General features: G+C 58.9%; 22 protein-coding genes. 8 read left to right on the top strand and 14 right to left on the bottom strand.

Annotation, left to right across the window (positions count from 1 at the left end; translation table 11 throughout):
- From Q0K10_RS10035 to Q0K10_RS10015, 5 genes are all read right to left on the bottom strand, one after another.
- Positions 1 to 224 (bottom strand): prepilin-type N-terminal cleavage/methylation domain-containing protein (locus Q0K10_RS10035; RefSeq protein ID WP_294506541.1); only part of this gene is annotated, 224 nt, incomplete at its 3' end.
- Positions 225 to 397: 173 nt separating this feature from the next.
- A complete protein-coding gene (locus Q0K10_RS10030; RefSeq protein ID WP_294506538.1) occupies positions 398 to 1,429 on the bottom strand; it encodes a LacI family DNA-binding transcriptional regulator in 1,032 nt (343 codons plus the stop codon).
- A gap of 246 nt (positions 1,430 to 1,675) precedes the next feature.
- Positions 1,676 to 2,524 (bottom strand): lysozyme inhibitor LprI family protein, encoded by an 849-nt coding sequence (locus Q0K10_RS10025; RefSeq protein WP_294506536.1) that lies wholly within the window; start codon positions 2,522 to 2,524, stop codon positions 1,676 to 1,678.
- 24 nt (positions 2,525 to 2,548) lie between these two features.
- Positions 2,549 to 5,107, bottom strand: coding sequence for a leucine--tRNA ligase (gene leuS / locus Q0K10_RS10020; protein ID WP_294506534.1), 2,559 nt, complete (start codon positions 5,105 to 5,107; stop codon positions 2,549 to 2,551).
- A gap of 119 nt (positions 5,108 to 5,226) precedes the next feature.
- Positions 5,227 to 5,493 carry a TIGR03905 family TSCPD domain-containing protein gene (locus tag Q0K10_RS10015; RefSeq protein WP_294506532.1) on the bottom strand — a complete coding sequence of 89 codons (267 nt, stop codon included), beginning with the start codon at positions 5,491 to 5,493 and terminating at the stop codon, positions 5,227 to 5,229.
- Between the two features lie 176 nt (positions 5,494 to 5,669).
- On the opposite strand from Q0K10_RS10015, the gene Q0K10_RS10010 reads away from it, so the two are divergent.
- The gene (locus Q0K10_RS10010) at positions 5,670 to 6,641 is read left to right on the top strand and encodes a lysophospholipid acyltransferase family protein (protein WP_294506530.1); all 972 of its coding nucleotides are present in this window, start codon (positions 5,670 to 5,672) and stop codon (positions 6,639 to 6,641) included.
- A 29-nt stretch (positions 6,642 to 6,670) separates the two neighbouring features.
- Here Q0K10_RS10010 and Q0K10_RS10005 read toward each other — a convergent pair whose 3' ends face one another.
- Both Q0K10_RS10005 and rpsT read right to left on the bottom strand, forming a co-directional pair.
- Complete coding sequence (locus Q0K10_RS10005; RefSeq protein ID WP_294506528.1) at positions 6,671 to 7,594, bottom strand: AEC family transporter; 924 nt, start codon at positions 7,592 to 7,594, stop codon at positions 6,671 to 6,673.
- A gap of 79 nt (positions 7,595 to 7,673) precedes the next feature.
- Entirely contained in the window at positions 7,674 to 7,940 is a 267-nt protein-coding gene (gene rpsT, locus Q0K10_RS10000) for a 30S ribosomal protein S20 (RefSeq protein ID WP_294506526.1), read from the bottom strand.
- A gap of 447 nt (positions 7,941 to 8,387) precedes the next feature.
- Here rpsT and galE point away from each other — a divergent pair, with 447 nt between their 5' ends.
- A complete protein-coding gene (galE, locus tag Q0K10_RS09995) occupies positions 8,388 to 9,362 on the top strand; it encodes a UDP-glucose 4-epimerase GalE (RefSeq protein WP_294506524.1) in 975 nt (324 codons plus the stop codon).
- Entirely contained in the window at positions 9,326 to 9,907 is a 582-nt protein-coding gene (locus tag Q0K10_RS09990; protein WP_294506522.1) for a 3'-5' exonuclease, read from the top strand. Before galE ends, Q0K10_RS09990 begins: the two co-directional genes overlap by 37 nt.
- Here the strand turns inward: Q0K10_RS09990 and Q0K10_RS09985 are convergent.
- Entirely contained in the window at positions 9,904 to 11,586 is a 1,683-nt protein-coding gene (locus Q0K10_RS09985; RefSeq protein WP_294506520.1) for a glycosyltransferase family 39 protein, read from the bottom strand. The genes Q0K10_RS09990 and Q0K10_RS09985 overlap by 4 nt on opposite strands.
- 230 nt (positions 11,587 to 11,816) lie before the next feature.
- Positions 11,817 to 14,318: an alpha-L-rhamnosidase gene (locus Q0K10_RS09980; protein WP_294506518.1), complete on the bottom strand. Its 2,502-nt coding sequence runs from the start codon at positions 14,316 to 14,318 to the stop codon at positions 11,817 to 11,819.
- Between the two features lie 115 nt (positions 14,319 to 14,433).
- Here Q0K10_RS09980 and Q0K10_RS09975 point away from each other — a divergent pair, with 115 nt between their 5' ends.
- From Q0K10_RS09975 to Q0K10_RS09955, 5 genes are all read left to right on the top strand, one after another.
- Complete coding sequence (locus tag Q0K10_RS09975; protein ID WP_294506516.1) at positions 14,434 to 15,231, top strand: AraC family transcriptional regulator; 798 nt, start codon at positions 14,434 to 14,436, stop codon at positions 15,229 to 15,231.
- Positions 15,228 to 15,878: an HD domain-containing protein gene (locus tag Q0K10_RS09970; RefSeq protein WP_294506514.1), complete on the top strand. Its 651-nt coding sequence runs from the start codon at positions 15,228 to 15,230 to the stop codon at positions 15,876 to 15,878. The genes Q0K10_RS09975 and Q0K10_RS09970 overlap by 4 nt, the downstream gene beginning before the upstream one ends.
- Positions 15,879 to 15,970: 92 nt before the next feature.
- Positions 15,971 to 16,855 carry a LysR family transcriptional regulator gene (locus Q0K10_RS09965; RefSeq protein WP_294506512.1) on the top strand — a complete coding sequence of 295 codons (885 nt, stop codon included), beginning with the start codon at positions 15,971 to 15,973 and terminating at the stop codon, positions 16,853 to 16,855.
- Positions 16,856 to 16,891: 36 nt separating this feature from the next.
- Positions 16,892 to 18,010 (top strand): M14 family zinc carboxypeptidase, encoded by a 1,119-nt coding sequence (locus tag Q0K10_RS09960; protein ID WP_294506510.1) that lies wholly within the window; start codon positions 16,892 to 16,894, stop codon positions 18,008 to 18,010.
- A gap of 1 nt (position 18,011) precedes the next feature.
- Positions 18,012 to 19,178 carry a CapA family protein gene (locus Q0K10_RS09955; protein ID WP_294506508.1) on the top strand — a complete coding sequence of 389 codons (1,167 nt, stop codon included), beginning with the start codon at positions 18,012 to 18,014 and terminating at the stop codon, positions 19,176 to 19,178.
- A 56-nt stretch (positions 19,179 to 19,234) separates the two neighbouring features.
- Here Q0K10_RS09955 and serC read toward each other — a convergent pair whose 3' ends face one another.
- The 5 genes from serC to Q0K10_RS09930 all read right to left on the bottom strand — a co-directional run bounded on the left by serC (position 19,235) and on the right by Q0K10_RS09930 (position 24,839).
- Positions 19,235 to 20,317 carry a 3-phosphoserine/phosphohydroxythreonine transaminase gene (serC, locus tag Q0K10_RS09950; RefSeq protein WP_294506506.1) on the bottom strand — a complete coding sequence of 361 codons (1,083 nt, stop codon included), beginning with the start codon at positions 20,315 to 20,317 and terminating at the stop codon, positions 19,235 to 19,237.
- Positions 20,318 to 20,439: 122 nt separating this feature from the next.
- Entirely contained in the window at positions 20,440 to 21,708 is a 1,269-nt protein-coding gene (locus Q0K10_RS09945) for a DUF790 family protein (protein WP_294506504.1), read from the bottom strand.
- Positions 21,702 to 22,487: an inositol monophosphatase family protein gene (locus Q0K10_RS09940; RefSeq protein ID WP_294506502.1), complete on the bottom strand. Its 786-nt coding sequence runs from the start codon at positions 22,485 to 22,487 to the stop codon at positions 21,702 to 21,704. The genes Q0K10_RS09945 and Q0K10_RS09940 overlap by 7 nt, the downstream gene beginning before the upstream one ends.
- Positions 22,488 to 22,516: 29 nt before the next feature.
- Positions 22,517 to 23,836 (bottom strand): hypothetical protein, encoded by a 1,320-nt coding sequence (locus tag Q0K10_RS09935; RefSeq protein WP_294506500.1) that lies wholly within the window; start codon positions 23,834 to 23,836, stop codon positions 22,517 to 22,519.
- 31 nt (positions 23,837 to 23,867) lie between these two features.
- Positions 23,868 to 24,839, bottom strand: coding sequence for a hydroxyacid dehydrogenase (locus tag Q0K10_RS09930; RefSeq protein WP_294506497.1), 972 nt, complete (start codon positions 24,837 to 24,839; stop codon positions 23,868 to 23,870).
- Positions 24,840 to 24,889 lie beyond the last annotated feature (50 nt).

Genomic DNA, 24,889 nt, shown 5'->3' with positions numbered 1-24,889 from the left:
CAGGAGATCGTCTTGGCCCGCTCGCGCGCCTGATTCAAGGCGGGCAGCAGCATCGCCGCCAGAATCGCGATGATCGCAATCACAACCAGCAACTCTATGAGGGTAAACAATCGGCAGACGCCCCGAATCCGGCATTTTTTCCGGCCGAACTCACCACCGAATTCCACACCGGCGGCACCTCTCCAGCCAGACCGCACAGGATCGAACTTCAATCCACGATTCATCTCGTTGTTCCTTTCGTTCGTTTACAATTGCCAACCCGGTTAACCATTCACCGGGTCCGAAACATCTGTTTATTTTCACGAAACACATCCGGCGGAATCCCAACTGCAGACTCAACACTGCACCATCGATCCGATTGTTAATTTCACGTGATATTAACAGGCCGTAAAAAAAACTATCGCTCCGGAAGTCGAAAACCCGGAGTTGTGTCGCGTAAAACCATGTGAGAGGCCAATTCCACAGACGCATATTTACCATGCAGCAACGCATTCTCAAAGAGCTGCCACCCGGAAAAGACGATGTCCTCCACAGGATTGCGGACCGAAGTGAGCGGCAAGGCGTTGAACGGCATGTCGAGACCGTCCACACCGATCACCGGCAGCTCTTCAACGCCGCTTCCGCACTCCATGAGCGCGGTTACGGCCGAATTCGCCAGTTCGTCAGTGAAACAGCAGAGCGCGCCGGGACGCTTCCGGTTTGCGAGCAGTGACCGGATCTCGGTGACCGTCTCCCGGTGGCCAGAGACCGCGTGACGGCTCTCCAGCCGGATTCCCGCCTTTTCCAGCCCGCGGAAGATACACTGCTCCCGGATCGAAATCGGGTTGCTGACCATCTCCGCAAACGTCAGATATGAAACGCTTTCCACCCGGTTGTAACGAAGAAAATCAACCAGAGTTGCGGCGATCTTCTCCTCCGTTACCCCCACCCGGGAAATATTCGGCACTCCAGGCGTATTGTGCCCGAGCATGACCAGCGGCAGGTGAAGTCCGGTCAGCCGTTTATACACGTCGAGATTCCGGTCGCCGCCGGTAATCGCAAAAAGCCCGTCGATCCCGCGCGAAAAAAGCATCTCGAGTTTGCGTCGCTCGAGATCAAGATTGAAGTTGTAGAACTCCAGAAGCGGCATGTAACCGTTTTCAACGCAACGCTCCGCCAGCAGGTCGCCGATCACGCGGCTGAACAACACATTCGACGTGTTCAGCAGAATTCCGATGTTGTTGCTGCGGCCGGAGACCAGCGTGCGCGCGGAGTTGTTCGGAATGTAGCCAAGCTCTTCGATGGTCTTTTCGATCTTCCGGCGCGTGTCGGGACGCAAACCGATGTTGTTCTTCGCATCCCGGTTCAAAACCGCATAAACCGCCGTACGAGAGACTCCCGCGGCCTCCGCAACCATCCGTACCGTAATTTTCCGTCTCGGCGAAATCATCGTTTCCTCATCCAATTTCACGTGATATTAAAAACTCGTTAAAATCCCCTTCTCGAACCATGGATGTGAACTTGGAGAAGCTAATATCACGAGGTATTACATTTTAATTATACCAAACTTTCCCGCATTTGTCAATACCTTCCGAAAAAAAATGACGATTTTTCCGGATTCCAGCCCGGAAACAGGAAGGCGGCGGAGAGGATCCTCTCCGCCGCCTTCCCGCTTTTGCAACTTCGTATCGAACGATCAGTCAAGATCGATCTTTTCCGTCGTCCAGTGATTGATCAAAATGGATTCGGAGTTTGGTTTCCACGAGTAACGCTTCTTGAGAAATTCTCCTTCCCGCGTCCGGTAAGAGAGTTCGATCCCCTCCGGCGAAGCCTTCACCCCCAGAATGACAAGCCGCCGCCCGATCAGGTGACTGGCGAAAAATTCCCCGTTCTTCCAGATGCACAGATTCTGTTCCGTCCCCAGACCGAAGCTCGAAACCACGTTGTAATTGGTCGGCTCAATCACTCCGACCAGAAAACAATCCGCTCCGATCGTCACCTCGCGGCACAGCGGAATGTTCAGCTGCGCGATCGTCTCCGATTCGGGCATACCTTCTCCGAGCTTCTCCTTCGGAATTTCAAGATTCAATTCTCCAAAGTCCAGAGAAAGCATTTTCCCCTGAAATCGAACGGGAGCCTCCCGCAATGCGACGAACGCACGCTGAACCTCGACGGGAGCCGTCAGCTCTTTGAAACGATTCTCCAGCCGCGCCTCCTCCCGCAGAGATTGCAGCATCGGCGCAATCGAACCGTTTCCCATCGGTTCGGCGTTGCGGCGATCCATCAGCCGCTGCCAGTGGAACTGCTCCAGCAGAAGCGCCCGGCGTTCCGGCCTGGAAAGTGTCGAAAGTTTCCAGTCGAGCGCCTCGGCGAGCTGCTTCTCCGCCTGTGCCGCCATCCCGCCGGAGGCACTGGTCATCTCCACCTGCGTGGAAGCGTTTTCCAGCTCAGACTCTGCGGCGAGCCGCTCCGCCGTCTCCCACTGCGGAACCGGTGCGCAGCCTGCACAGAGAATCAAAAGGAATCCAATCAGCTCCTTCCTCATGGTTTCCCTCCCCCTTCCTCCGGCTCAGCCGACCACGATGTTCAGCAGCCGCTTCGGCACGAAGATGACCTTCCGCACCGTCTGGCCGTTGATTGCCGCCTGCACTTCCGGCGCGGCGAACGCGAGCTTCTCCGCGACCTCCTGCGTTGCGTCGACCGGCATCATCAGCCGCGCCTTCGGTTTGCCGAGAACCTGCACGAGAATCTCAATTTCATCGAGTTTCAGCAACGATTCGTCCCAGGTCGGCCACGGCTCGTAAGCGAGCGACTCCGAATGTCCAAGCTGCTCCCAGAGCTCTTCGCCGAGATGCGGAGCAAACGGGGAAAGCAGCAGAACGAACTTCTCCGCCGCCTCTCGCGGCAGCTTCTCGAGCTTCGAAAACTCATTCAGGAAGATCATCAGCTGGCTGATCGCCGTATTGAATCCGAAGCTGTCGAGATCCTGCGACACCTTCTTGATCGTCGCATGCAGCAGCCGCTCCTGCTCCTTCGTGCAGGGTTCGTCGACGATTTCCGCCTCCTGGAACATGCGGAATGCCCGCTTCAGGAAACGGAACACCCCTTCGACCCCCTTCGTGCTCCACGGCTTCGTCGCCTCAAGCGGCCCCATGAACATCTCGTACATGCGCATGGAATCCGCGCCGTAATCGCGGATCACATCGTCCGGATTGACGACGTTGCGCAGCGACTTCGACATCTTCGCGGGGAACTCCACAAGCGCTTCGCCGTCGCTCTTGCGCACCGGACCGGCCGGCGTGAATTCGACCTGGTCGGTCGGAACCAGCACGCCGCGCTTGTCCTTGTAGCTGACCCCGAGAATCATTCCCTGATTGATGAGTTTTTTGAACGGCTCCTTCGTCGAAACCAGCCCGAGATCGAACAGAACCTTGTGCCAGAAACGCGCATAGAGCAGATGCAGCACCGCGTGCTCCGCACCGCCGACGTAGAGATCGACCGGCATCCAGTACTTCTCCTTCGCCGGATCCCACGCCTGATCCGGATTCTTCGGATCGATGTAGCGCAAATAGTACCAGCAGGAACCGGCCCACTGCGGCATCGTGTTGGTCTCTCTCCGCCCTTTGCGGCCGGTCTTCGGATCGGTGTAATTGAGCCAGCTTTTCGCCTTCGAGAGCGGCGGTTCACCATCGCCGGTCGGCTTGAAATCCTCCATTTCCGGCAGATCCACCGGCAGCTCGTCGGAGTTCACCAGTTCGATCGACCCGTCCTCGTAATGGATGATCGGGAACGGTTCCCCCCAGTAGCGCTGGCGGCTGAAAAGCCAGTCGCGCAACTTGTACTTGACCGCCTCCTTCCCGAGACCGCGCGCTTCGAGCCAGCGGGTCGCGGCAGGCTTCGAGTCGGCGACGGAGAGTCCGTTCAGATCGAGCCCGTCGGTGTTGGCCGAGTGGATGAGCTTCCCCTCCCCCGTCCAGCACGCCTCGCCGCGCAGAACCGCCTCGACGTCGACGTTCTCCGCTCTGGCCGCCTCGGCGTCCGGTTCGATGATGCAGATGACCGGCAGACCGAACTTCTTCGCGAATTCAAAGTCGCGCGTATCGTGCGCCGGAACCGCCATGATCGCGCCCGTTCCATAGGAGACGAGCACATAATCCGCGATCCAGATCGGAATCTGCCGGCCGTCGACCGGATTGGTCGCGTAGGCGCCGGTGAAGGCGCCGGTTTTTTCGGTGTTGTCGCCGGTACGCGCGAGCTCGCTCTTGCGCGCGGCCTCCTCGCGGTAGGCGTCGACTGCGGCTTTCCGGTCCGGAGTGGTCAGCTTGTCCACGAGCGGGTGTTCCGGAGCAAGGACCATGTAGGTCGCTCCGAAGAGCGTGTCCGGGCGGGTCGTGTAAACCGTGATCGCTTCGCTCGCGGTGGTCATGAATTTCACTTCGGCACCGGTGGATTTGCCGATCCAGTTGCGCTGCATCTCCTTGACGCCCTCTGGCCAGTCGAGTTCGTCGAGGTCGTTCAGCAGCCGCTCGGCGTACTCGGTGATCCGCAGCATCCACTGCTTCATCGGCCGCCGGATCACGGGATGACCGCCGCGCTCGGAGAGTCCGTTGATGACTTCCTCGTTCGCGAGCACGGTTCCGAGAGCCGGACACCAGTTGACCGGAATCTCATCGAGATAAGCCAGTCCCTTCTTGTGAAGCTGCGAGAAGATCCACTGCGTCCACTTGAAGTAAGCGGGTTCGGTGGTGTTGATTTCGCGGCTCCAGTCGTAGGAAAATCCGAGCGCCTTGATCTGGCGGCGGAAGTTGTCAACATTCTTGCGGGTCGTGATTTCCGGGTGGGTTCCGGTCTCGATCGCATACTGTTCGGCGGGCAGTCCGAACGCATCCCACCCCATCGGATGAAGCACGTTGAACCCCTTCATGCGGCGATAGCGGCAGACGATGTCGGTGGCGGTGTAACCTTCGGGATGCCCGACATGGAGTCCCGCCCCCGACGGATACGGAAACATGTCGAGGCAGTAAAACTTCGGTTTCGGCGAAAAATCAACCGCCTTGAAAGTCCCGTTTTTCTCCCAGTAGGCCTGCCACTTCTTCTCGATGGCGGAAAAGTCGTATTCGCGCGCCATTTTCACTCCTTCTTTCGTGAAATACAATGTTGAAAAAAAGATTTTTTCTTAACATACACGCGTTTTACGACATTTGCCAGTTCCGCGAAAAAAAACGCGGGGAAAGTACAAACCGGCGGTCACGCCTGTCTGCGTTTCGTAATTTCCCGGAGAGCGGTTGCGAGCTGATCCGGGCAGGAGGTCGGCTTGCCGCCGCAGCGGATTCCCTGAAGCCGCTCGATGAGCTCCGCAGGTTTCATGCCTGCGGCCAGGCGGCCGATTCCGGCGAGGTTGCCCGGACAACCGCCGACGAATTCAACACGGCGAATCACATCCTTCTCCTCATCGATGTCGATTTCGATCATCCGGCTGCATACCATCTCACTGGTTTGAAAACGATACGTCATCTGAATACACCCCCCACATCTCCGGAGCGGGGAAAACGCCCGGCCCGGATTTTTCTACTTGATTTTGCGCTTTTCCCGAATATTCGCGGGGAATCACTGGATGATTCCGGAAAAGCGATGTATATTAATATACGTTGCATAAGAAACCGAGTCAAGCAGAAAAGACATTCAGAAACATGGCAAAAAAGAAAAGAGAAAAAAGTACCTTCCGGATCTATGCGGAATATCTTCCGTTTTGCCTCCTGTACGGAGTCCTTCATCTTCTTCCGCTGAAAGTGGGATACGCCCTGAGCACCTTTCTCTTCCGGGTGCTCTTCCTCATCGACCGCCGCCATCGAGTCCGAACCGTCCAGCACCTCATGCACGCCGGACTGTTCACAAACAAGGCCGAAGCGCGCCGGTTCGCACGCAAAACCTATCTGGAATTCGCCAAACTTCTCGTCGAGGTCGTGAAGATGCGGCAGCTCTATTCGAAGGAGAAGATCTCCGTCACCGGCTCTCCTGAGACGATCGCCTATGTGACGCCCGCGCCCGGACGCGAATCCGGGGAACAGGTCATCATCGTCACGGCCCATTACGGCAACTGGGAGGTGGCCGGAACCGCCTTCTCGGAAAAGGCGAACCGGCCGATGACCTCGTTCATGCGTTCGTTCGGCAACCCGTTGATCGGTCAGATGATCCTCGCGCACCGGGCGGGGAAACTTCATGAACTTGTCGACAAGACCGAGGGAATCCGGCCGATCCTTCGCGCGGCGGGCGCAGGGCGCAACATCACCATGCTGATCGATCAGCACGCGGCTGGCGGCGAAGGCGTTGAGTGCGAATTCTTCGGCCATCCGGCCCGCATCCACATGACCCCGGCGCTGCTTCACTTGAAAACCGGCATTCCGATCATGCCGGAGCTCACCCGCCGCAGACCCGGCAGCGACTTCGAGTTCGATCTGGTTCTCGGAGATCTGATCCGTTATGAACCCACGGGCGACAAGCAGCGCGACGTCCAGGCCGTCTGTCAGCTTTGCGCCAGCGCGCTGGAGAAGCTGATCCGGGAAGAGCCGGTCCAGTGGCTCTGGGCACCGCGCCACTGGCTCGACATCAACCGCCGCGAAGCCGAAAAATACAAGAACTGGCAGCCGCCGCAATATCGCTGAATTCGGAAACGCCGCCGCGCCGGTTTCGATCAGCGCGGCAGAAAGATCTCCATCAGCAGCGGAATCGTACCGAGCGAAAACAGCGTCGTCAAGATGATCGCCCGCCCCGCAAAATCCGGGTCGCCGCCATAGCGTTTGGCAACCAGGACGGAACTGGATGCAGCGGGCATGAGTGCGACAACCGCCGTCACCTGGTAGACCTCCTCCGGAAGCGGCAGCAGCCGCAGCAGCAGAAGCAGTGCCGCCGGAATCACCACGAGCCGCACCGCGGAAAGCAACAGCATGTCGTACCAGTTTTCAAGCATTCCCCGGAAGCTCCCGACCAGCGCCACACCGATCACGACCAGCATCAGCGGAACGGTAATGTCGCCAAGATATTTGAACGTGTAATCGAGCGCCTCGGGCACCGGAATCCCGAGAAACGAAACCAGCAGTGCGGCGACCACCGCGGCGATGTTGATCGAAAAAATACTTTTGAGCGTCTGCTTCCACGACCCGCCTCCCGTGAAGGTCGCCACTCCGATCGTCCAGAATCCGATCGTCGAACCGACATTCATGAGCAGCAGCAGCGCCACGTGCCGCTCGCCGTAGATGTTCTGCAAGACGATGATCGGCAGAAACACGTAATTGTTGATTGCGCAGATGTGATGAAACGTGCCTTCACGGCCATGACCGCGGGACTTCATGAACCGTTTGAAAATCCAGCCGGCCCCCGCCCCGAAGAGCATGATCGCAATCCCGAGCAGCGGCATCACCCACAATTCGGAGAGCCGATCCGGATCGAACGTGCGCGTGATCGTCGAAAAGGTCAGCATCGGGAAAAAGAGATCGAGCGTGAGCCGTGAAAGTTTATCCAGATCGCCGGTTTCGATCATCTTGAGTTTCCACGCGATCGCACCGACTCCAAACACGATGAACGTCTCAAGAATCGACAGAAAAACCTGATACATCATAGTAGGATCTCTCCGGAAACAGAAAAGGCGCCCCGCCTCCATCTCGTGGGAGCGGAACGCCCTTCCCGGCAGAACACACTTACTTCGCGAGCGAATTCAGCAGTTTGTCGGCCTGCGACTTCTTGTTCGCAACGCGGTTCGCATGAATCGTACCGGCCTTCGCGGCCTTGTCGAGACGGCTCGAGAAGGTTTTGCCGAGCTCGGCGGCGGCAGCGGCGTCACCGGCGGCGACGGCGGCGCGGAACTTCTTCTCAATGGTCTTGAGTTCGCTCGTGCGCATACGGTTGCGGAGGTTCGCCTGGCGGCTGGTGCGCAGACGCTTGATTGCGGATTTGGTGTGAGCCATTTTTCTCTACTCTCTCTTGTTTATGAAAACTAGTTGTATGATAAAATAAATCTTAACCGAGCATGAGTAAACTAAAATACTCCAAGTTTGCTTTTTTTCAAGTCCACACTTCTGTTTTTTTCTATTTTTCACCGTAAATCCGTGAACAGCTCGAAAGCGGGGGCGGCTTTGAACAGGGAAATCGCACATCGATCTTTGATGAAATGAGCCGACGGCAACGCTCCATCCGCACCGTCCCGGGGAAACCCCGGGCGGAAAATCCCGCATTCGGCACTCTCCGATCCCGGCCGTCCGGCCCGGAAGCGGCAACGGTTCTCCCGCGAGATCCGGCACGACGGCATCTGCAAACCGGGAGATTTCAAGGGAAAAATTTGCATTTCAGGCGAAAACGCTGTATCTTTTATAAATGGAACTTCACTTCCACAGTTTCAGAGAAAGGTATTTATCATGAAGAAAGTACTGGTCACCGGGGGCGCGGGCTACATCGGCAGCGCCTGTTCCGAATATCTGCTCGACCGCGGCTATGACGTCACGATTTTCGACGCACTCATCACGGGCCATCGCGAGGCGGTCGATCCGCGTGCGAAATTCATCCTCGGCAACCTTGCCGACCGCGAGCTCATCAAGAAGGTGTGCCGCGAAGGGGAGTTCGACGCGGTCATGCACTTTGCAGCGTTCAGTCTGGTCGGCGAGTCGATGCAGAATCCGTCGAAATATTTCCGCAACAACCTCGCCTCGGGAATCAACCTCGCGGATGCGGCGGTCGAGGGCAGCGTGAAGATGTTCGTCTTTTCGAGCACGGCGGCGACCTTCGGCCAGCCGGAGTCGATTCCGATCCGCGAAAACGACCGCCAGATCCCGATCAACCCCTACGGTGAGTCGAAACTCTGCTTTGAGAAGGTTCTCAAATGGTACAGCCAGATTCACGGCATGAAATACGCGGCGCTGCGCTATTTCAATGCGGCGGGCGCGTCGGAGAAATTCGGCGAGGACCACCGCCCGGAAAGCCATCTCATTCCGATCATCCTCCAGACGATCCGCGGCAAGCGGGAGAAGCTCATGGTGTTCGGGGATGATTATGAGACGCCCGACGGGACCTGCGTGCGGGATTACATCCATATTCTCGACCTGGCGCAGGCGCATGAACTCGCGCTTTCGGCGCCGGAGAGCGGTCACTACAACCTCGGAACCGGCAACGGACTCTCGGTCAAGGAGATCATCGACGCAGCCGAAAAAGTGACAGGCAAAAAGGTCAATTATGAAATTGCCCCGCGCCGCCCGGGCGACCCGGCGAAACTGATCGCCTGCAGCGACCGGATCAAATCGCTGCTGCACTGGCAGCCGAAATACGAGTCCGCCGAACAGATCATCGAATCGGCGTGGAAGTGGCAGCTCAAACACCCGAACGGGTACGCGAATTGATCTGGCACGAGCTCGGGCCGTTCACGGTGTTCGACGTGGAAACCACCGGAATGAGCCCGGTCAATGACCGGATCGTGGAAATCGCCGCGATCCGGGTGGAGACCGACGGGGAGTTGCGGCGTTTTCAGACGCTGCTCAATCCCGGCCGGCCGATTCCGGCCGCCGCGACAGCGGTTCATCACATCAGCGATGAAATGGTGAAGGACGCTCCGCACTTCAAGGAGGCGGCCGTGCGTTTTCTGGAACTCGCCGAAGAGAGCACGCTCGTGGCGCACAACGCGCTGTTCGACCTGGGATTCCTGCAGGAGAGTCTGTCGCGGACGGGGATGCCGCTGTGGCGCGGCAAGACGCTCGACTCGCTGCGGCTGCTGCGCAAGACGCATCCGGGGCTTCCGTCGTACAGTTTGCAGAATCTGCGCGCCTACTTTCAACTCCCGAGCGAAAAGGGAATGAATGCGCACCGCGCCGGAGCGGATGTGGAGTGGACCGTGAAAGTCCTCGAAATCGCGCTCACCGAAGCGTTGAAACAGAGCCGTTCCTGCTAACGGACGTTTTCTCCCGTCGCCACTTCCGGAGTTGAACGAAGCTGAAAAAACAGCGCTTTCTCATCCCCCGGGAAGCGCAACTGCCGAACCCCCTTCAACGCACAGATCGCGGAGATGATCGACGGCGAAACCTCATCGGGATCGGCAACAACGATCAGATCCGGCAGAAGTCGGTCATATCCGTCGAGATTTTCCGAAATGTACTTCGTCAGTTCCGAAGGCAGCCCCTGTTCGGCAATCTCCTGCAACGTCCAGGTGTCGCTGATGGAGTTTGCGGCATAGGCGAAGGAATTCGCCCCCGCGTATACGCCCCAGCCGTATTCATCCCCGATGGTCAGAAGCGTGATATTCGAGGTCCCCGAACGCGGAACGACCCCCTTCTGCCACTCGGCAAGTTCCCGCCCCAGAATCTTGAAGTAATCATTCTTCGACGGATTCAGATTGTCGAGTCCATTCCAGAGCTGCAGAACACCGACCGCCAGAAGCGCCACAGCCGCGAGATACTCCAGGCGATACTTTCCGGGAGCCTTCCCGAGAAGCGCCAGAACCCACCGCAGACCGTAAACCGTGAACGGCATGAGAAAAAGCGCATTGATGTAAAAATAACGTCCCGCGGCCGATCGCATCATAAAAAAGGCGAAGGCGTTCGCCGCAAGCAGCAGCAGCATGATGGTGTGCTCAAACGTCCATTCCTTCCGCCTCCGGAGCAGAAACATTCCGAGAACCGCCAGAATCAGATAAGGGACGTAGCACCCGTCGATCATGTTTTTCCAGAACCGTTTCTCAAACTGCCAGTCCGAAATCCAGGCGAAATCAAAATCATTGATACTGCCGTAAGTTGCCGCATCCGCCCGTGCCGGCTCAGCGGGAGCGGCCTCTGCGGTTCCCGTCCAGACCGCGATCCGGTGACAGACGCCGCGCACGGCCCAGGTCTGCCGGGTGTCGAGCGCCGGATAACCCGTCTCTCGATAAAGCTGGATCAAACGCGGCAGACAAAGCGCCAGGCAGACCCCGGCAATCACCAGACAATAGAGCACAAAACGGCCGATCCAGCGGAACGACAATTTCCATTTTTCCGCCTGAAGCAGCATCAGGCCGAGAAAGGCCAGAAGCATCCCCATATAGACGAGCCCCTCGGAACGAACCAGGGAAAGTGCGGCGAACGTCGCGCCGAGTTCACACAAAATCAGGAACTTGCGGTGCCGGACAAATCGAAAGATCAAATACAGCGCCAGCGAGAGAAACAACCACCGTCCGGCATCCAGAAGCGGCGACATGCCGTACCGGATGATCTTCGGCATGAGAGAAAACATGAGCGCTCCCCACGCCGCATACTTCCGCTCCATGTAAAAACTCAGCAGACCGTAAACCGGAAAAACCGTGAGAATGCAGAACAGGCAGCTGATAAAAGTCGTCGCCTCCGGAATCGGCATACCGGCCCGGGCCAGAATTCCGGCCGCGGCCGGCAGCAACGGCGACATGAACACATCAAACGCATGGCCCCAGTCTCCAACCCGGAATCCACTGACCATCGACATGTAAATCACCGAGTCCCGGTAGTAGACGGGGGAGACGATCATCAACAGCAGTGTCGACAAAACGCCGATCCCCACCGCCAGGCCCAGCACACAACGGGGAGAGGCGAAAAAGGCCCTGCCCCGGAGAAACAATTGATTCATATTCCACTACCCCTCATGTTCCGCCCGCAGCAGACTGCGCCGGTCCCGGAACAGCGGCGATCCCGTCGCGTTTCCGCACCCGGACGGCCGCGGCAAACACGCCACAACGCCTCCAGTGCCCGCTTATCTCATCGGCATCAGACCGCCATGCGAACTCTTTTGTATCAGAAACATTCCGGGTAATATACCACTCCGCAAACTCATTTTCAAACGCGGAACCGGGGAACCGGTCAGATCGTCAGATGATATTCGCCCGCACCGTAATGATTCCCGGTCCCGTCCGGAAGCCGGACAACGGCCTCGGAATTCGGGGGAACGGAGAAGAACCATTCGATCCGGCCGCCTTCCCGTTTCCAGTGCGAGCAGATCGTTCCGGTAAAGGAGTCGTACCTCGCGTTCACCTCGTTCAGCCCCGCTACAAAATCCGGAGCGAGCAGGAAACGGTCGAACCCGTCCGAGTCCGGCAGCGGGCGGATCCCGGCCGGATATTTGTAAAACCAGCTCCCGACCGAACCGAGCATCGGGTGATTGTGTGAATTCATGCCTCTGCCGGTCGCTTTTTCCCACCGCTCCCAGAGCGTCGTGGCTCCGTTCGCAAGCATGTACCCCCAGCCGGGATACTCCGTCGAATTCACAAGATCGAATGCGAGGTCGGAGCGACCGAACTGCGAAAGAGTTTCGAGCAGATACTTCGTCCCGATGTTTCCGGTCGTGAGCTTCCGGTGATCCGCCTCAAACCGCTCGACAAGGGAGCGGAACACCGCTTCCCGCAGCTCATCCGGGACCATTCCGCAGTAGAGTGCATAACAGCAGGCCGACTGGGATCCGGTGTCATACCGCCCTTCCCCGCGGTGGAAGCGGCTGTGGAACGCCGCCCGGATCGCCGCAAACTGCCGTTCGAGCCGTTCCGCCTCCTCCTTCTCACCGAGAAACGCCGCAATTCGGGCCGTCAGGGACACGGTGTACCCATACAGCGCGGTTGCGACCAGCTCTTTGGAAACCAGCCCGCTGCGGCAGGTTCCCGGAGCATTGAACTCCACAGGAGGAACCCAGTCGCCGATCTCGCCGCCCCGCAGCAGAATGTGGTTTTCCGCCGCATGTTCGAGACAGCCGCACCATGCGAGGAAATTGGGAAAGAGTTCGCGCAAAAGCGCCCGCTCGCCACAGTAAAGGTGCAGATACCAGGCTGTTTCGACGAAGCTAGAACAGACCGGATCGACCTCGTCCGGCGTCCAGTGACACGGCGCGGTCATCGGCACGAAGCCCGTCACCGGATCCTGCGCCTCGGCGATGTCGCGCAGCCATTTGCGCAGCAGGTTCGCTTCGTCGAAGTGAAACAGCGCGCATTCGCAACGCGCCATCATGTCGTTCAGCCATCCCATGCGCTCGGTTCGCTGCGGACAGTCGGTCGGAACGCCGTGCAGATTGCTGCGCTCGGTCCACTGCACCATTGTCTCGATCCGGTTCACGAGGTCGTTGTCGGAGCGGAAACTCCCGACCGGACGGCAATCGGTTCCGACGACGATCCCGGCAAGCGTCCGGTCATCGGGGACGCCGGGCAGCCCTTCCACCTCGACGTAACGAAATCCGTGATAGGTGAAGGAGGGCTTCCACTCCTCACCTTCCTCCGCGCCGCGCGCGGTATAAACATCGACTGCCCGGTCACCGAGCAGATTCTCCTGATCGACACCGCCGTCCTCCCGGAGAAATTCACCGAAGCGCAGTGAAATCCGGGTTCCCGCCGGGGCCTTGATCCGAAGTCGACAGTACCCCGCGAAATTCTGTCCGAAATCCGCGACGGAGCGGCCGTCCGGCAGCGTATTCCAGCTCTTCACCGGCAGCTCCAAAAGCTCGCGGATCGGTTCGCACATCGCGCCGCGCATCCAGCCGGCGGGCGGCGCGACGCGGCAGCTCCCGCGGCCGGGAGGAAGCTGCGGCCCGCCGGGGAGCATCCAGCGTGGATCGGGTTCAAGCCGGGCGTCATACTCCTCCCCGCCGTAGATGCTGTTCCGGATCACGCCGGAAGGACCGCACGGGTAGCCGAACGGGCGGGTTTTCAGCACGATTTCGCCATCGAGTTCGAGCTGGAAACGCGTGATCGGCGAGACGTACCACCCGGCGCCCGCATGAACGGCGAGCACATTCTCGCCGGGCTGCAACAATCCGCCGAGATCGAACGCACGGTAGATCACGCTCTTCGACTCGTCGGTCGGCGCAGGATCGAGCACCGCATCTCCGAGGCGGCGGCCATTCAAAAAACTCTCGAACCAGCCGAGCCCGGCAATGTAAAGCCGCGCACGATGAACCGTCTCCGGGGCCTCGAACTTCGCCTGGAAATAGCGTCCGCATCCCGACCAGGCACCGGGGAATCCGATCCAGACGCACTGCCAGTCTCCGGGTTCGAGGAGACCCGCCTCGAAAAATGCCGGTTCGCTCCACGCCGACGGCTCGTCTCCCTTGTGCCAGTTCCGCACCTGCCACCAGACGCGTTCGCGGCTCACAAGCGGCGCTCCGCCGTAGGGGTGATGGTGGCTGCGGCGCCCCTCGACACGTCCGGAGTCCCAGAGATACGGGCCGTTTTCGAGCGCCTCCGGCGTTGCGGCGGCGCGGATCTGCCAGGCGGACTGGTTGCAGGAAGTGCGCCACGAAAGTTCCGGATTGCGGACATCGATGCCGATCGGATTGTCCAGCCCTTCGGTCTTGAGAGCAAAAACGGTTTGGGTCTGTTTCATACGGATTCCTCCAGTTTTTCTGTCATTATACTTGATTTTTCCGGAAATGGAATGGATATTATCAGGGAAATTGTATCTGTTTGTTGCAAACCGGGGATTTTTACGCATGGAGGAAATGAATTTACCGCAATTGCGGATTCATCTGATCGCCTGCATGGAGGAGATCTACCCGTGGATTCAGCACAATCTCTACACGCCTTTCTGGCGCTACTACTGGAATCCCGAACGGGGCGGTTTTCTCGACTGCGAAGCGGGCAGCATCGAGCTCACGCCGGAGCATGTCACGCTGATTCCCGGATATTATGTCTTTTCGACCCGGGCGGAGAAGCCGTTTTCCCAGTATTACATACACTTCAATCCTCCGGAACCGCTTCAGCCGATCCGACGGCGCATCCACCGGATTCCGTTGCGGGAGGAGTGGCGGGAGCGCTGGGAGGAGTTCCGACGGCTGCTGCCGGAACCGGGAGCGGCCTTCCGCCGCGCCGTCATCGCCGAATCGCTGCTGTTCGAGGCTCTGCTGGAGCTTCCGCCGGAAAATCTCACGCTGGCTCCCTCTCCGGATCCGCGCATCGTCCGGGCCCGGAAGGCGATTGCGGAACATCTCGGCGACCCGCCGGACAACGGGGAGCTGGCCGCTCTTGCCGGGCTCAACCGGGAGAGTTTCGTGCGTCTGTTCCGGCGCGAATGCGGGGAATCCCCCCAGCAGCTCTCGCGGCGGCTGCGGATCGAACACGGCTGCAAGCTGCTGCATTACAGCAACTGTTCGATCGAGGAGATCGCGGAACGGTGCGGTTTTTCGGACCGCTATCACTTCACACGCGTGTTTTCCGCTCTGATGCGCTGTTCGCCCGCGGTATTCCGCCGCCTCGGCGAATCCGGTTACGCCTCCCGGGCGGAGAATCTGCCAAAATGAGAAAACGAATGACTCCTGTCATGAAACCCAACTTCACCACGGATAACCGAAAATTCATGAATCCCATCGATCCCCGTCCGATCCTCCGGCACTTCTACCCGGAGGATACCCCGCTGCGTCGGCTGCTCATCACGCACAGCGCGCAGGTGCGCGACAAAGCGCTTGAACTCGCACACTCGCCCGCGGGCGAAGCGATGAATCTCGACCTCGCTCTCGTCGAAACGGGCGCCATGCTGCACGACATCGGAATTCTGCGCTGCCACGCGCCGAAAATCCTCTGCAACGGCCCGGAGCCTTATCTCGCCCACGGCCTCATCGGCGCAAACATGCTGCGCGAATATGCCGGACAGCATGGGATCGACCTCGAACCCTTCGCCCGTATCTGTGAACGCCACACCGGCAGCGGCATCACCGCCGACGAGGTCCGTCTCCAGCAGCTCCCGATTCCGGAACAGGATTTCCTGCCCGAAACCCCGGAGGAGATTCTCGTCTGCCTCGCCGACAAATTCTACTCCAAATCCGGCGACATGCAGGAAAAATCCCTTCCGCGCATCCGCCGTTCGCTCGAAAAATTCGGCCCCGGCCCGCTCGCCCGGTTCGACGCCATGTGCCGCCTCTTCGATCTGAAACCGGAACTCAAACCATAACCGCACGGTTATATACAGGATCAAAAGAATTCATTTTCATTTTCCCAAAACCGGGATATATTACCGGAAGATGAAACATCCCGGAGGGGAAAATGAATTTCATACAACTCGAATATTTCCGAAAAGTAATGGAGTGCGGCAGCGTAACCGAGGCGGCGCGCAGGCTTTTCATCACCCAGCCCGCAGTGAGCAAACAGCTCCGGCTGCTGGAAAAAGAACTCAACTGCCGACTCTTCCGCCGCAGCGGCAATCGGCTGGTGCCGACTCCGGCCGGAGAGTTTCTCCATCAGCGCGCCGACGCCCTGCTCGGCGCGTTCCACAATCTCCCCGCCGAACTTCGATCCTTTGTCGGCGATATTTCCGGGCCGCTCCGGATCGGCTGCGGACCCTACACGTCCGGAGCCGTGGTTCCGGAGCTCATCACGGAACTCATGCGCCGCCATCCGCGCATCGAACCATCCGTTCAGGAACGGGATTCCTTCCTCGAAGATCTGCGGGACGGTTCGCTCGACATCATGTTCGGCGTTCAGGGATATGAAAGCGGTCACCTGCTCTACGTGCCGATGTACCGAAACCGGCTGATCCTCATCTGTTCCGTACTCTCGCCAATCGCGCAATGCCGGGAGATCACGCCGGAACTGTTGACTGCGGAACCGTTTCTCGCGCACTCTTACGATTCGATCCGGAGCACCATTTTCCGAAAAATGCCGTATCTCGAAAAAAACCGGTTCCGGATCGAATCGCGATATACGACCACGCTGATCTCCTACGTACAGCGCAACCTCGGCTTCTCGATCATCCCGGACTACTACCTCGGCAGCCTTCCGCCGGGAATCGCCGTACCTCCGTTCGACACCGGCTGCGAAGTCGAAACCGGTTTTCTCGTGAATCCGGCGCGGCCGTTCTCCCCGCCGCTGCGCGCCATGATCACCCTGGTACGGGAAAAATACGGCTGTCCACCCGACAACATGGAATGATTTCCAGACAACCACACCCAATAGAAAGGTATTCTTATGATCTCAAGCAATATTCCAGCGGGAAACATCCAGGTCATCTCGATCAACGGGCACGACGTCGAACTCGACGTGGAACTGCGGGACACGTCAACGGACTGGTTCTACTGGTGTTTCAAGGCGAAGTTTCCGGAAAAAGGGCTCTATCGTTTCCGCTTCACCCGGGGCGGCAAGGTCGGCACCCGCGGCCCCGCCGTCAGCCGCGACGGCGGAAAAAGCTGGAAGTGGCTTGATGCCGCCACGCATGAGAGCGACCGGGAGTTCGAATACACCTGCAACGAGGCGGGGGAAGAGCTGATCTTCTGTCAGACGATGCAGTATCTGCAGAGCAACTGGGAGACGTTTCTTGCGGAATTTTCCGATCACAGCGCGATGCATCCCGGCACGCTCTGCCGCAGCCGCAAGGGGCGCGACGTGGAGCTGCTCACGATCCGTGAAGGGAACCCGAAAACCTCCATTCTTCTCACCAGCCGCCACCACGCGGGCGAGACGATGGCGACTTATACGCTTGAGGGATTCCTGCGCGCCGTGCTCGCCGACGATGCGTTCGGCCGCTCATTCCGGCAGCATTTTGCGGTATTCGCGGTTCCTTTCACGGACAAGGACGGCGTCGAGGATGGCGACCAGGGCAAAAACCGCATCCCGCACGATCATGCGCGCGACTACCAGGAGCCCGGAATCTATCCTGAAACGATCGCATTGCGCAAACTGCTCGATCGCGAAAAGCCCGCATTCGTGCTCGATCTGCACTGTCCGTGGATCCGCGGCGGCGAATCGAACGAAGTCACCTACATGGTCGGAACCGGAATCGAACGCATGGACCGGGAGATGGAACGTTTCGCCGATTTTCTTGAGGCGGAACGGACTCCACAGGCTCCCTTTTTCAAAAAAAACGACATCCCGTTCGGAACCTCGTGGAACACCGCGCAGAACTACACGCAGGGGAAAACCATCAAGCACTATGCCGCCGAACTGCCGTTCGTGCGCAACGCCCAGACCATTGAGATTCCGTTCGCAAACTTCGGGGAAGTCACCGTCGACCGAAACGCCATGCTCGCCTATGGCGCCTCCATCGCCCGAGCCGTTTATCGTTATCTTACGGAAAACGATGGAAAATAAAATGAACACTCAAAAAGCCTCTCTGTCATTCACGGGCGACATTCTGTGTCACCGGGAACAGCTCGCCGCCTGCCGAACCGATTCCGGTTTTGAATTCCGGCCGATCCTGGAACCGGCGGCGGAGGAGCTCGCCGCGGCGGATTTTCTCGTGGGAAACCTCGAAACTCCATTCGCGGGAAAGGAAGCAGGATACACCTCCGAACTCTACTCCTTCAATACGCCCGACGAGTTCGCCTCGATGCTCTCGTCATACGGATTCGATCTGGTCTCCACCGCGAACAACCACTGTCTCGACCGCGAACTTCCCGGGCTGAAGCGGACGCTGGACGTTCTTGACCGGGAGGGGATTTTCCACACCGGAACCGCGCGCTCCCCCGGGGAGCGTGAGCGCGTCTGCCTCCGGGAGATCAACGGCATACGCACGGCGTTCCTCTCCTGCACCTACGGGACCAACAGTTTTGCCAACGGGATCTTTCTCCGGGAAGATGAGGAGTATGCGGTGAATCTGCTCCAGCCTCAGGAGACGCGGCCGGGAGCGATCCATCTGCTCGACTCTCCCGAAAAAATCGCCGAAGCCATGCGGCTCAACCGGACGCGGGAGTGTCCGCCGCCACAGCTCGAACAGCTCCGGACGCAGATCCGGAACTGCCGGGAAGCCGATGCGGATTTTGTGATCGTTCTGCTGCACTGCGGCGGCCAGTACAATCCTCTGCCCGACCCGTTCACGGAGTTCATCGCAAATCAACTCCGCTCGTTCGGCGCCGATCTGATCGTCGGCAATCATCCGCATGTTGTGCAGAAAGCGGATCTTACCGGCGGCGCGCCGCTCTTCTATTCTCTCGGAAATTTCTCCAGCTATCCGGGCGAGTCGCCGGAGAGCCGGAAAAATCCGATTTCCGAAACCTCACTGCTGCTGACCGTCGAACTTGAAAAAGCGGACGGCGTCACCCGCGCCGCCCGCGCCGCGTACCGACTGATGCGCTCCGTGGTGCGCGGAGACGGCCGGGCAGTCGTCTTCCCGGTCACTCAACTGATCCGGCAGGAGTCCGATCCGCGGAAAAGAAGCATTTACGCAAACGATCTCCGGATCGCGGTGAACGCCTTTCTCGACCGGCCGCCCGAAACCCCGGTCGAACCGGCAGAATCCTATCCGCTCCCGCTGTTTTGAGCATAAAAAAGCCCGGACGCCTTCACGCATCCGGGCTTTTTTTGCAGTTCCGCCGCTTACTTGTTCGCAAGCTCGAACTTCTTCATGAACTCGACCAGCGCTTTCACGCCCTCGAGCGGCATCGCATTGTAGATGCTCGCGCGGCAGCCGCCAACGAGACGGTGCCCCTTGAGCTCGGTCAGACCGTTCTCCCTGGCCTCCTTCACGAAAGCCGCGTCGAGCTCCTCGCTCGGCGTGCGGAACACGACGTTCATGATCGAACGATCCGCCTTCGCAACCGGGCTCTTGTAGAAGGTGGAGTTGTCGAGGAAGTCGTACAAATAAGCCGCCTTCTCGTTGTTGATCTTCTCCATGACACTCAAACCGCCCTGCTCCTTGAGCCAGTCGGTCACAAGCGCGAGCATGTAGATCGCGAAAGTCGGCGGAGTGTTGAACATCGAATCGTTGTCGATGTAGGTGCTGTAACGCAGCATCGTCGGAACCTTGCTGTCATCGGTGCGCGCGGCCAGATCCTTGCGCATGATGACCAGCGCCATGCCGGAGGGACCGAGATTCTTCTGGGCACCGGCGTAAACCATGCCGAAGTCGTTCATGTCGAACGGACGGGACATGATGTCGCTGGACATGTCAGCCAGCAGCGGCACACCCGGAGTCGGCTTCGGCAGCTTCGCATAGCGCGTGCCGGCGATCGTGTTGTTGCTCGTAATGTGCATGTAGGCCGCGTCGGCCGTGCGCTTCCACTCGGACTCGGCCGGGATGTGGTCGTACTTCGTCTCCTTGCTCGATGCAACGACATTCACCGTGCCGAACATCTTCGCCTCTTTCAGCGCCTTCGAACTCCAGACGCCGGTGTCGACATAATCCGCAACGCCGCCGTTCAGAAGATTCATGGCGATCATCGCGAACTGCATGCTCGCGCCGCCCTGGATGAAGAGGACCGCGTAGTCGTCGGAAACGTTCAGCAGCTCGCGGACGTTCGCCTCGGCACGGTGCAGAACCGGCTCGAAAAGCTTGCCGCGATGGGAGAGTTCCATAAGACCGCTGCCGCTTCCCTGGTAATTCGTGAATTCAGCCTGCGCTTTTTCCATGACCGCCTTCGGCATCATCGCCGGACCGGCCGCAAAATTATAAACCGTCATTTTAAGAACCCTCCTGAAATTGATTAGAGCGTGTTCCTTTAAAATACCACAAATCCACTGTTTTTTCAAGCCGACTTCGGGAAATCAAGATCGATTTGAATGCGGAAAAACACCGCACATCTTCAGCGATGCCGTTTTTCGCCGGGAAAACTCTCCGCGGCAAACGCATTGAGCAGATGCGTCACCCGTTCCACGCCGGGAAAGTCGCGGAACCGGAACATCCGCACCGCGAGCGAGGGATGCCGCTGTTCCGTCAGCACGGCCCACGCCTCATCGTCCGCCAGTGCCCGATCCACACCGATCAGCAGCGGAATTTCCGGCTCCCGTTCGAGCAGTTCAAGCCTCCGATCGAGCTGTCCGCGATGCCAGCGGTGAAACAGCTCCAGATGAAGCGTCGTCCCGTCGGATTCGCGCCGGAACGAGAGATCCGGGAAAACGATCTCCTGCCCGCCGCCGTCGAGAAACGGCGACTCCCCGACGATCCGCCACTCGACCGAACGCTCCCGGAACAACCGGTGAAACATCCGGATCTCCTCCGGCACGTAGCTGGAAAAATTGCGGTAATGCGAAACAAGTCCGCATTTCTGATCGAGCTTGAGTTCCCCCCGATTCTCTCCGAGCCGGATTTTCGCGGCAAGCGTCCACTCCTTCACATTCACGACCGCCGGAAAAAACGCCGCCAGCTGCAGCGCGTATTTCCTCGTATTCGCAAAAATCGCAAACGGTCCCGAGATCCGCAGCGAAATCAGATCCGGCTCCGATGTTCTCCTCCGCCTCCCCTTTCCGCGAGAAACTTCCGCAAGCAGCCGGAAGAAACGCAGATATTTGAAGAGCCTCCGCAGCTCCGCCGGATCTGGATCCGCCACCGTCAGCTCAAGCTCTTCGGAGTAGATCAGCAATCCCTGCACAAGCGCGAGGTTGTAACGATTCAGAAGTTCCCCGGGGTAGAGCGGCCTCCATCCGGTCAAACGCTCGTTGTCCGGTAAATCGCCGTAGAGATCGGCGGCCATGAACTCGGCAGCTCCTTCCGCTTCGAAAAGCGCTTCGCGGTACGCCTCCAACCTGCCGCCCGCCCGCTTCAGCGCCTCCGCCGCCGCAAGAAAGAGCCTTCTCCGCTCCGCCGGATAGTCGAGCAGCCGCACCGGATCGAACGAACAGCGGTCGAGCACGAGTTTGTTCAGCCCCTCCGCCAGTTTCCGGTCGCGCACTCCCTGAAGCTGCACATTCACAAGTTCCTCCAGCTCGGCGCGGCGCATTCCTCCGCCCGCAGCCTCGGTGTAGAGCGCAAGCAGTCCCGCGGCAAACTCAAGCAGCTTCGGGTCGGCGGGATCGATGAACGCGGGCAGAAACCCGTTCCGTTTCCGGAACCGCAGCAGTTCCCGGGTCAGCATGAGAGCTCCGGCAGATCCCGGAAGAATCCCAGAAGTTTCACCAAAAGCGCCGGATTCGCGGCGATGATCCCCTGCTCCGGATAGTGGAACCCGCCGTGCAGATCGCGCACAAGCGCCCCCGCCTCCTCCGCAATGAGCGCCCCTGCGGCAACATCATAGGGCTGCAACGCCATCTCCCAGTACGCGTCGTAAACACCCGCGCCGGTCATCGCCAGATCCAGCGCGGCGGAACCGGAACGCTTGATGTCGCGCAGCTGCGAGACGATCCGCGAAAAATAGGCGAGATTGTTGACTTTCCTCCCTGCACGGACACATGCGAACCCCGTCGCACATGCGGCTTCCCCGAGCTCTGAACAGCGCGAAGCATGAATCGGCTCGTCATTCCAGACCGCCCCCTTCCCCGCTTCAGCGGCGAAAAGATCGTTCAGCGCAGGAGCATAAACCACCCCGGCCAACGGTTTTCTCCCTTCGCAAAACGCGATTGAAACCGCAAAAAACGGATGGTGTTTGACAAATGACTGCGTCCCGTCGATCGGATCGATGATCCAGCAGAATTCCGATCCGGAGTTGCTGATCCCCGACTCCTCGCCGAAGATGCCGTGCCCAGGAAACCGCTCCCGGATCCGTTTGACGATCAACTGCTCGACCGCCACATCCGCAGCCGAAACCAGATCCTTCGGCGACCCCTTCGCATGAACCTCGTTCGAACGCATTCCCTCGAAGTAGGTCATGGCCGTACGACCCGCTTCCCTGGCGACTGCCTTCATGAATCCGAGCATTTCCGCCCCCTCTTTGTTTCCGCTCCGTCTCATTTGCGGCGCGGTTCGAGTGAAACGAGGTTCACGGTGATACCCCACGCATCCTCGTTTTTCAGTTTCTTTTTCTCGTGCCCCGCACCCCAGCTGTCGGAGAAGATGATTTCTCCGGTCTTTTCGTTGTAACCGGTGATGATGCGCATGTGCATGCCGAACTCCGAACTGTCGGTGTCCCCGACGCCGGGGATGATGAAGGTGGACCAGCAGAGCGGAATTCCGTTGTCGACATTCTCACGAACCATCTCCAGAAACTCCCGGCAATCCCGCTTTTCCTCCATCCGAACCTCTCGGAACACCTTGAAGTCCAGAGACTTCATCAATCTGCCGAAATCGAGGTAACGACTGCGCCCGAGGACAAACAAATAATCGTCCAGGTCGATCTTTCTCGAATCCATCCGCCGGGCGACCGAATTGTATTCCTTGACGATCTTCTTGAGATCATTGAAGTTGTCGAGCTCGTACCGGTAGAGCTGTCTGAAGCGGATTCCGAGTTTGCTCTGACTGCCTTCGAGCACATCGACGATCTTGTTGATGTTGGTGCCCCGCTCCGAATCGGACTGCGCAAGTTTCGCGATCACATGCTGGTCGATGTTCGAACCGTAGTAGCGCAACACCCGTTCGACCGTCGCCGCGACACAGTACCCCTTCGCCCCCTGGTCGACCATCGGAAGAAGCATGTAACGCGAACCGTCCGGATCGGTTTTCACCTTCTCTTCCAGCTCCGAACTCCCGACAGAGGTTTTAATTGCGTCCTTGAGGCTGCGCGGAGCCTTGCCCGGCGGGTAGAAGTCGACGGCGATGTATTCGGGCTGCCCGCGCGAAAGACTCCAGCGCAGCACAACGTCTCCCCGGCCCGTCCGCCAGACCTGCGACCGCAGCCGGGAACCGCTCACCGAGGCGTTCTGGCTCTGGGGACGCAGGTTCGCGCCGACGTCCGCCTGGATCTTGTCCCGCAGTTCATCGAGCATCGCTTCGAACGGTTTCTTCTCGATGTCGCCCGCGTCGCCCCGGTTGTAGACCGAGACGCTCAGCGCGACGACCTGGCCGTTCCGAACGTCGAAGATCGCCTCCTGAACGTTCCGTCCGTAAAGCGAAAGTTTCGCCCTGCTCGTGCGCGCATTGAAACGGAGGCGGCTTTTTGCCTGATCCATCCAGATGAAGGTATCCGGTATGCTGCGCAGAACCGCTTCCCCCGACATCTTCCAGAGTTCCCTCCCGGTCCCGAGCAACGGATCGAGTTCCGCCGCAACCGCCGCAACCGCCGCTCCGGACAGCGCGACCGCGGACAGGAGTGCGCAAACAATTCGTTTCATGGCACAGCCCCCCGTAATTACCCGACAGGTTTCAACGGCTGGTCAGAAGCATCGACTCCCTGACCTCGTACAGAAGCTCCTCTCCCGCAAGGAACCGCTCGAGCTCCTCGATCACGTAATCGGCCATGCGGTGCACCTCGTCGTTGATCGAACCGGCGATGTGGGTTGTGAGCTGAACGTTCGGCAGCGTGTAAAGTTTCGAACCGTCTTCCGGCGGCTCGGGGTGCATCACATCGAGCAGCGCGGTCAGATCCGGACGTTTCTCAAGTACCGCGATGAGCTCCTCCTCATTGACCTGCGCGCCGCGGCCCGTGTTGATGAAAACCGCCCCCTCCCGCATCGACGAAAAGAGTTTTCCGTTCAGAACGCCGATGTTGTCATCCCGGTTCGGCAGATGGTTGCTCACGACGAACGCCTTTGAAAACGCCTCCTCAAGCGAAACCGTCCGATGCTCCGCGCGAGACGGAACGACAATGACATTGATCTTGTTCTGCTCAAGCATTTTCTTCGTCAGCGAAGCGATCGCGCCCGCACCGATGAGCGCGACGGTGTCGCCGTAACAGCCGGGACCGGCCATCTTGTGCGCCTTCTCCCAATCCGCCCGGCACTTCAGGTTGCGCGTGTTGCGGAAATATCCCTTCAATGCGAGCAGAATCTGCGCGTAGCAGAACTCCGCGACCGGAATCGCGTTCGCCTGCCACGCGCTCACGACCTTCACGCCGCGCTCGAAAAACGGGCGCGCAAAGCTGTCCGTGGCGCCCGCCGCATAGAAGAGCGCCCGGAGTTTCGGCATTCGTGCAATCTGTTCGACGGAGAGCGAAGGCATCCCCCAGGTCGAGAAAATCAGCTCGACATCGCTGAAATCCCCCTTTTCAAGCATCTCCTGCGTAAAAACGCCGGGACGAAGCTCGGTCAGCCCGGCGATCCGTTCGATCTGCTCCGGAGTATAAACATAGTGAACGCTCCCTTCGGACTGGCAGAGAATAATTGCATGCGGTTTCATGAACGGCCCCTGAATGAGTGAATGTTACGTTTCTTACAATGTAGCACGAA

The sequence above is a fragment of the uncultured Victivallis sp. genome, from assembly GCF_944391105.1.
GTDB lineage: Bacteria > Verrucomicrobiota > Lentisphaeria > Victivallales > Victivallaceae > Victivallis.
This window is presented reverse-complemented; position numbering and strand designations above follow the sequence as displayed.

Coding starts and splice junctions, on each gene's coding strand:
- Q0K10_RS10030 (WP_294506538.1), bottom strand. CDS start 1,429: ATGATTTCGCCGAGACGGAAAATTACGGTACGGATGGTTGCGGAGGCC.
- Q0K10_RS10025 (WP_294506536.1), bottom strand. CDS start 2,524: ATGAGGAAGGAGCTGATTGGATTCCTTTTGATTCTCTGTGCAGGCTGC.
- leuS (WP_294506534.1), bottom strand. CDS start 5,107: ATGGCGCGCGAATACGACTTTTCCGCCATCGAGAAGAAGTGGCAGGCC.
- Q0K10_RS10015 (WP_294506532.1), bottom strand. CDS start 5,493: ATGACGTATCGTTTTCAAACCAGTGAGATGGTATGCAGCCGGATGATC.
- Q0K10_RS10010 (WP_294506530.1), top strand. CDS start 5,670: ATGGCAAAAAAGAAAAGAGAAAAAAGTACCTTCCGGATCTATGCGGAA.
- Q0K10_RS10005 (WP_294506528.1), bottom strand. CDS start 7,594: ATGATGTATCAGGTTTTTCTGTCGATTCTTGAGACGTTCATCGTGTTT.
- rpsT (WP_294506526.1), bottom strand. CDS start 7,940: ATGGCTCACACCAAATCCGCAATCAAGCGTCTGCGCACCAGCCGCCAG.
- galE (WP_294506524.1), top strand. CDS start 8,388: ATGAAGAAAGTACTGGTCACCGGGGGCGCGGGCTACATCGGCAGCGCC.
- Q0K10_RS09985 (WP_294506520.1), bottom strand. CDS start 11,586: ATGAATCAATTGTTTCTCCGGGGCAGGGCCTTTTTCGCCTCTCCCCGT.
- Q0K10_RS09980 (WP_294506518.1), bottom strand. CDS start 14,318: ATGAAACAGACCCAAACCGTTTTTGCTCTCAAGACCGAAGGGCTGGAC.
- Q0K10_RS09975 (WP_294506516.1), top strand. CDS start 14,434: ATGAATTTACCGCAATTGCGGATTCATCTGATCGCCTGCATGGAGGAG.
- Q0K10_RS09970 (WP_294506514.1), top strand. CDS start 15,228: ATGAGAAAACGAATGACTCCTGTCATGAAACCCAACTTCACCACGGAT.
- Q0K10_RS09965 (WP_294506512.1), top strand. CDS start 15,971: ATGAATTTCATACAACTCGAATATTTCCGAAAAGTAATGGAGTGCGGC.
- Q0K10_RS09960 (WP_294506510.1), top strand. CDS start 16,892: ATGATCTCAAGCAATATTCCAGCGGGAAACATCCAGGTCATCTCGATC.
- Q0K10_RS09955 (WP_294506508.1), top strand. CDS start 18,012: ATGAACACTCAAAAAGCCTCTCTGTCATTCACGGGCGACATTCTGTGT.
- serC (WP_294506506.1), bottom strand. CDS start 20,317: ATGACGGTTTATAATTTTGCGGCCGGTCCGGCGATGATGCCGAAGGCG.
- Q0K10_RS09945 (WP_294506504.1), bottom strand. CDS start 21,708: ATGCTGACCCGGGAACTGCTGCGGTTCCGGAAACGGAACGGGTTTCTG.
- Q0K10_RS09940 (WP_294506502.1), bottom strand. CDS start 22,487: ATGCTCGGATTCATGAAGGCAGTCGCCAGGGAAGCGGGTCGTACGGCC.
- Q0K10_RS09935 (WP_294506500.1), bottom strand. CDS start 23,836: ATGAAACGAATTGTTTGCGCACTCCTGTCCGCGGTCGCGCTGTCCGGA.
- Q0K10_RS09930 (WP_294506497.1), bottom strand. CDS start 24,839: ATGAAACCGCATGCAATTATTCTCTGCCAGTCCGAAGGGAGCGTTCAC.